The sequence below is a fragment of the Pseudomonas sp. 30_B genome (assembly GCF_017491605.1).
GTDB lineage: Bacteria > Pseudomonadota > Gammaproteobacteria > Pseudomonadales > Pseudomonadaceae > Pseudomonas.
Genome location: NZ_JAFGYY010000108.1, coordinates 1 through 605 on the forward strand (window position 1 = coordinate 1; position 605 = coordinate 605).

Consider the following 605-nt stretch of genomic DNA (forward strand, 5'->3'; position numbering starts at 1 on the left):
CTGCAGGTGATGCGCGACCTGCGCGCGCACGACGTCGACATGCTGACGATCGGCCAATACCTGCAGCCGTCCGAGCACCATCTGCCGGTGCGCGAGTACGTGCATCCGGACACGTTCAAGATGTACGAGGAAGAGGCGTACAAGATGGGCTTCACGCACGCGGCCGTCGGCGCGATGGTGCGCTCGAGCTATCACGCCGATCTGCAGGCGCACGGCGCCGGGGTGGTTTGAGCGGGATGGCGGGCTGACCGGCGGCCGGCCGCCGAATGAGGAAACCGCAGCCTTCGCTGCGGTTTTTTTATGCGCGCGGCGCGCGAGGCGATGTGCGCCCGCTTCGCGGATCGCTTCGCGCCGATCGCGCGCGCCGCGCACGCTCGCGGCCGCGCCCAATCCGAGCGCCGGCAGCGCCGCGCCGGCGCGTGCCGAGGTCTTCACGTTCGACGATCCGACGCCCGTCATGAACCGGGCCGAGATTCTCGATTACGTCGAGTGCTGGTCGAACGGCGAATGGTTCGAGCCGCCGGTCAGCGTCGCCGGCCTGGCGAAATCGTTTCGCGCGAGCACGCACCATAGCTCGGCGCTGTTCTTCAAGGCGAACGTGCTGG

1 pseudogene is annotated in these 605 nt (G+C 68.4%); it reads left to right on the top strand.

What is annotated here, in order from left to right:
- Positions 1-231: pseudogene (locus tag J5M67_RS27450) on the top strand (lipoyl synthase); the annotation flags it as partial.
- Positions 232-605 lie beyond the last annotated feature (374 nt).